Genomic DNA, 4,557 nt, shown 5'->3' with positions numbered 1-4,557 from the left:
AACATGGAACTGCCCGACCTTGCGAGCTGCTTCGTGCTGGACATTCGTATGCCCGGCATCAGCGGTCTCGACTTTCAGGCTCGCCTTGTCGCAGCCGGCGTCCGTATACCAATCATATTCATGACCGGCCACGCCGACGTGCCGATGGCGGTGAGAGCCATGAAGGCTGGTGCAGTCGACTTTCTGACGAAGCCGTTTCGCGAACAGGAAATGCTGGATGCCGTCACAAGGGCCATCGAGCTGGACGGCATGCGCCTCGATAGCAATCGGCGGGCGATCGAGACGTTCACCCGATTTCAGACGCTGAGCGAGCGCGAACGCGAGGTGATGGATCTGGTGACAGCAGGATTGATGAACAAGCAGGTTGCTGGAAGGATTGGCGTGGTAGAATCCACGGTTAAGATTTATCGTGCTCAAGTCATGAGAAGGATGGGCGCGCAATCCCTGGCCGATTTGGTCAGAATGGCCGAGTTGCTGCGCTCGGCACCTGCTCGCACAACTAGCCTCAGGGCTATTTTGGATAGACCTAAGTAGTGGTCCAACCCGCCGAACGAATACGAAACTGTACCAAGCCAGAATGGAGGCTCGGACACGCTTCCTTTATCCTTGCGCTTCTCTCCGCGGCAGCGCGCAGAAAGACATTCTGCCCGATCGCAATAGAGGGGGGCTGGGAGCGGTATCATCGGTGTCGATGTTGCAGGACATTCTCGACTGGAGCGTGGCCGAAGGAGATTTGCCCTTCGTTTTCGGCTTGGTGGGCGACCGAAACGGCGTTCGCTGCTCCGGCTCAGCCAGTGAAGCGTCTCCGCTGGGCAGGGCCACGGAGGACGCGCTTTTCCGTATTTTCTCGATATCGACATCGATTTTCGCGACCGCTGCCATGATCCTTGTCGATCGCGGCAAGCTCAATGCCTATACTTCCGCCGAAGACATCGTCAGAAAGTGGACCTGCCAGCGACAGGATCGGTCCAATGCAGACGTGCCGGAGCAAGATCCCTTGCCGCCGGTCGCGCCTTTCAGCCTCGAATGGAGTCCATCAACAAGGAACTAGGCACAATGACATTGCACATGCTGCCGCCGAGAGAATTGCGGTTTCTTCGCTTCGCGCAGAGCACGGCACCAAGATGCGCTGGCGCCTCCGTTTCGCCACGTCTTTCGGACACGGCCCAATATGATCCCGGAGCGCCGGTCCCGGCGAGTTAAAGGTCGCAAAAAGATGCAAAGAAGATCGCCCGGATCTTCGAGCATGAGGCTGGCAGCGCCCAGGACGACTGTCATGGCAAGTGGCGGTGAATTAGGGATCGGCGAAATCCTGTCTTTCGGCTCGTACCGCTTGATCGGGGCTGAGCGATTGCTGGTCAAGGATGGCACACCGGTCGCTATTGGCGGCCGCGCGCTTGACGTTCTGATTGCGTTGACCGACCGAGCGGGGGAGATCGTGAGCGGGCGAGAACTGATCGATCTCGTTTGGCCGGGCGTCTTCGTCGAGGAAGCCAATCTTCGTGTGCACATCGCCGCCATTCGCAGAGTGCTGGCAGACGGCAAAGACGGGTCTCGATACATCGTCAATGTTCCCGGCCGGGGCTACACTTTCGTTGCACCGGTTCGGCGCTCAAACGCGGACGGCACCGACCTGATTGTCGCTCCTGCCGGTCCCGTGCTGCCTCCGAGTCTCCCGGCGCCCTTGCAACTGCTGGTCGGACGGGACGAGACCGTCGCCACCCTTTCCTCGCTGCTGTTGTCGCGACGCTTCGTCAGTGTGGTCGGGCCAGGCGGAATAGGAAAGACGACCGTCGCCGTCGCGGTCGGCCACGCGCTGCGTCGGGAATTAGGCGACGATGCGGTTTGCTTCGTTGATCTCGGTTCGCTCACCGCTCCAGCAGACGTTCCCGCTGCCGTCGCGTCGGCACTCGGCTGCTTTGTCCAGGGGCCCGACCCCGAGCTGTACATAAGCGCCTTCCTGGCCGATAAGCGGACCCTTGTCGTTCTTGACAATTGCGAACATGTGATCGAGACGGCTGCGCCGCTGTGCGAACGGCTCTTTCGCGCAGTGCCGTCGCTGCACTTGTTGACGACCAGTCGCGAGTCGTTGCGCGTTGAGGGCGAGTATGTGCATTTGCTGATGCATCTCGACAGTCCGCCTAACGACACGCCATCTGCCGTTCAGGCGCTGGCTTCGCCCGCCGTCCAGCTTTTCATGGAGCGGGCGGGATCGAGCGGGCACCGTGCCGAGCTCAGCGACACCGAAGCTCCAATCGTTGCGAATATCTGCCGCCGGCTTGATGGAATTGCTCTGGCGATCGAGCTGGTTGCCAGTCGTGTGGGCACCAACGGTATTCAAGGAACCGCCGATCTCCTGGACAGCGGCGCCGGGCTGTTCCTGCAGGGCCGGCGATGCGCGTCGCCCCGGCATCAGACGCTGCAGGCCATGCTCGACTGGAGCTTCAGGCTCCTGTCAGCGGATGAGCAGAGAACCCTCTGCAGGCTGTCCGTATTCGTTGGCCAATTCACGCTGGCGGCGGCGCATGCAGTCGCCGGGGGCGATGGCGAGACGCAAATGGTCACCAACACGATCGCCAGCCTGATCGACAAGTCTCTCATGGGGGTATTGTCGACAAGCGGGCCTGCTTACTACAGGCTCCTGGACACAACACGCGCCTATGCCGCGGCCAAGCTCGCGGAAGGCGGGGAGGCGGATGCGGCCGAAAGACGTCACGCTTGCCACTTCGTCGACTTGCTGGAGCATGGCTTGGCCAAAGGGTCGGCTTTTGATGCCCACAACGTAGCCGCCTACGCTCCGCACATTGGCAACGTCCGCAAAGCGCTCGCGTGGAGTTTTTCAAGCTCGGGCGACCGTTCCATCGCCATTAAGCTGGCTGCGCATGGGGCTGCGTTATTCCTGGGGCTTTCACTGCTGGATGAGTGTCAACAATGGTGCCGGCGAGCACTGGGCTCGCTGCACGAGACGGATCACGGGATGCAACTGGAACTGGAGCTCCAGGGAGCTCTGGCGATGTCAGCCATGTACGCCCGCGGCAACAGCTTGGAAGTCAGGGCCGGCATCGAGCGCGGCCTGGACCTCTCCGAGACTTTGCGGGATGGAGGACGTCAACTCCAGTTGCTTTCTGGACTCTACATTTTTCTCACGCGCCAGGGCGACTTCAGCGGCGCCTTGGCGGCGGCCAAACGAAGCGACACCGTTGCCAAGGCGAGCGGCGGCCCGACCGAAAACGCAATGACCGAATGGATCTTGGGTGGATCGTATCATCTAACCGGCAATCAGGCGGCTGCGCTGCGTCACTGCAAACAAGGCATGAGGCTTGCGTCAGATTTCAAGCTGGGGAGGGTGAGCTTCTTTGGCCACGACCACCGTGCATCAGGGCTCGCAACGCTCGCCAGGTCTTTGTGGCTGTGCGGCTTCGCGGATCAGGGTTGCAAAATTGCACGTCAGGGGATCAAGACTGCGCAAGGCTACGATCACCCGGTCTCATCTTGCATTGCTCTCATCTATCTCATCCCTGTTCTCCACTGGAGTGGCGATCTTAAAGCAGCGGAAGAGCATACCGAAATCGTAATCGAGCAGGCTATCAAATACTCCCTTGCCCCCTATCACGCCGTTGGCCTCGCGCTGAAAGGTGAATTCATGGTCGCGCGCGGCGATGCGGCATCGGGCGTCGAAATCCTGCGGGCAGGACTGAAAGCGATGGATGCCAATCGGTACCGCATCGTGACGTTGCCGGCATCGCGTGCCTTGGCCGAGGGCCTGGCCCTTTCCGGTCGGCCGGAGGAAGCGCTGGCCACCATAGACGAGGCTGTGGCGCATGCGGAGCAAGTCGGAGAGATACTCTGGTTGCCCGACCTGCTGCGAGCCCGAGGCGAAATCCTGCTGGCGCGGCCGAGACCGGACCTTCCTGCAGCAGAGGGTTCGCTGCTCCGCTCGATCGATCGTGCCCGCAAGCAATCCGCCCTGGGCTGGGAGTTGAGAGCTGCAATTCCTCTGGCACGCGTGTGGCGGGAACACGGCCGGAGCGGGGACGCCCGCTCCATGCTCGACCACATCTACCAACGGTTCAAAGAGGGATTTGGAACCCAAGATCTGGTTGCCGCGCGCCGACTTCTCGACGAACTGAGCTCGACCAACTGAGTTCTGCAAACCAGTCGCGGTCCGCCTTCAACCCCCGTGGCTCTTTCGTGCTCGCGCCAGGCGCCTGGAGCGATGCCCCACGCATGTACCTATTCACAGCCTGTCTTGGGCGCGAATATTTACAGCTATTTGCAACGCTGAACTCGCCTCACAGCTCATAGAGCGGATAGTTCCATGGCATGGAGTACCAGGCAATCGGCACGCTGGAGGGAGTCAGAATTGGGACATTCGCGTGGCTTCCTCACACCGAACGCTCCGGAACATTTCCTCCCCGGCAGCGGAATAGTCTTGGCGCGCGCGTTTGCAAGGTCAGGCGGATCGATCGCCCGCAGCCCTAGGTACCGCCCACGACCAAATCGAACCCTCTTGGCGCAGGAGTCCGCAGCTTATGTTTAGCACCCAATCGACAACGA

The 4,557-nt window shown here is 60.8% G+C and carries 3 protein-coding genes; all 3 read left to right on the top strand.

Going from position 1 to position 4,557, the window contains the following annotated elements; all coding sequences use genetic code 11:
* On the top strand, nt 1-534 hold a 534-nt coding region (locus tag ACXJ7R_RS25400), incomplete at its 5' end, for a response regulator transcription factor (RefSeq protein ID WP_457154228.1).
* A gap of 151 nt (nt 535-685) precedes the next feature.
* On the top strand, nt 686-1,051 hold the full coding sequence (locus ACXJ7R_RS25395; RefSeq protein ID WP_457154227.1) for a hypothetical protein: 366 nt from the start codon (nt 686-688) through the stop codon (nt 1,049-1,051).
* Between the two features lie 225 nt (nt 1,052-1,276).
* Complete coding sequence (locus tag ACXJ7R_RS25390; protein ID WP_457154226.1) at nt 1,277-4,144, top strand: ATP-binding protein; 2,868 nt, start codon at nt 1,277-1,279, stop codon at nt 4,142-4,144.
* Nucleotides 4,145-4,557 lie beyond the last annotated feature (413 nt).

The sequence above is a fragment of the Mesorhizobium sp. P5_C1 genome (genome assembly GCF_054049815.1).
This window is presented reverse-complemented; position numbering and strand designations above follow the sequence as displayed.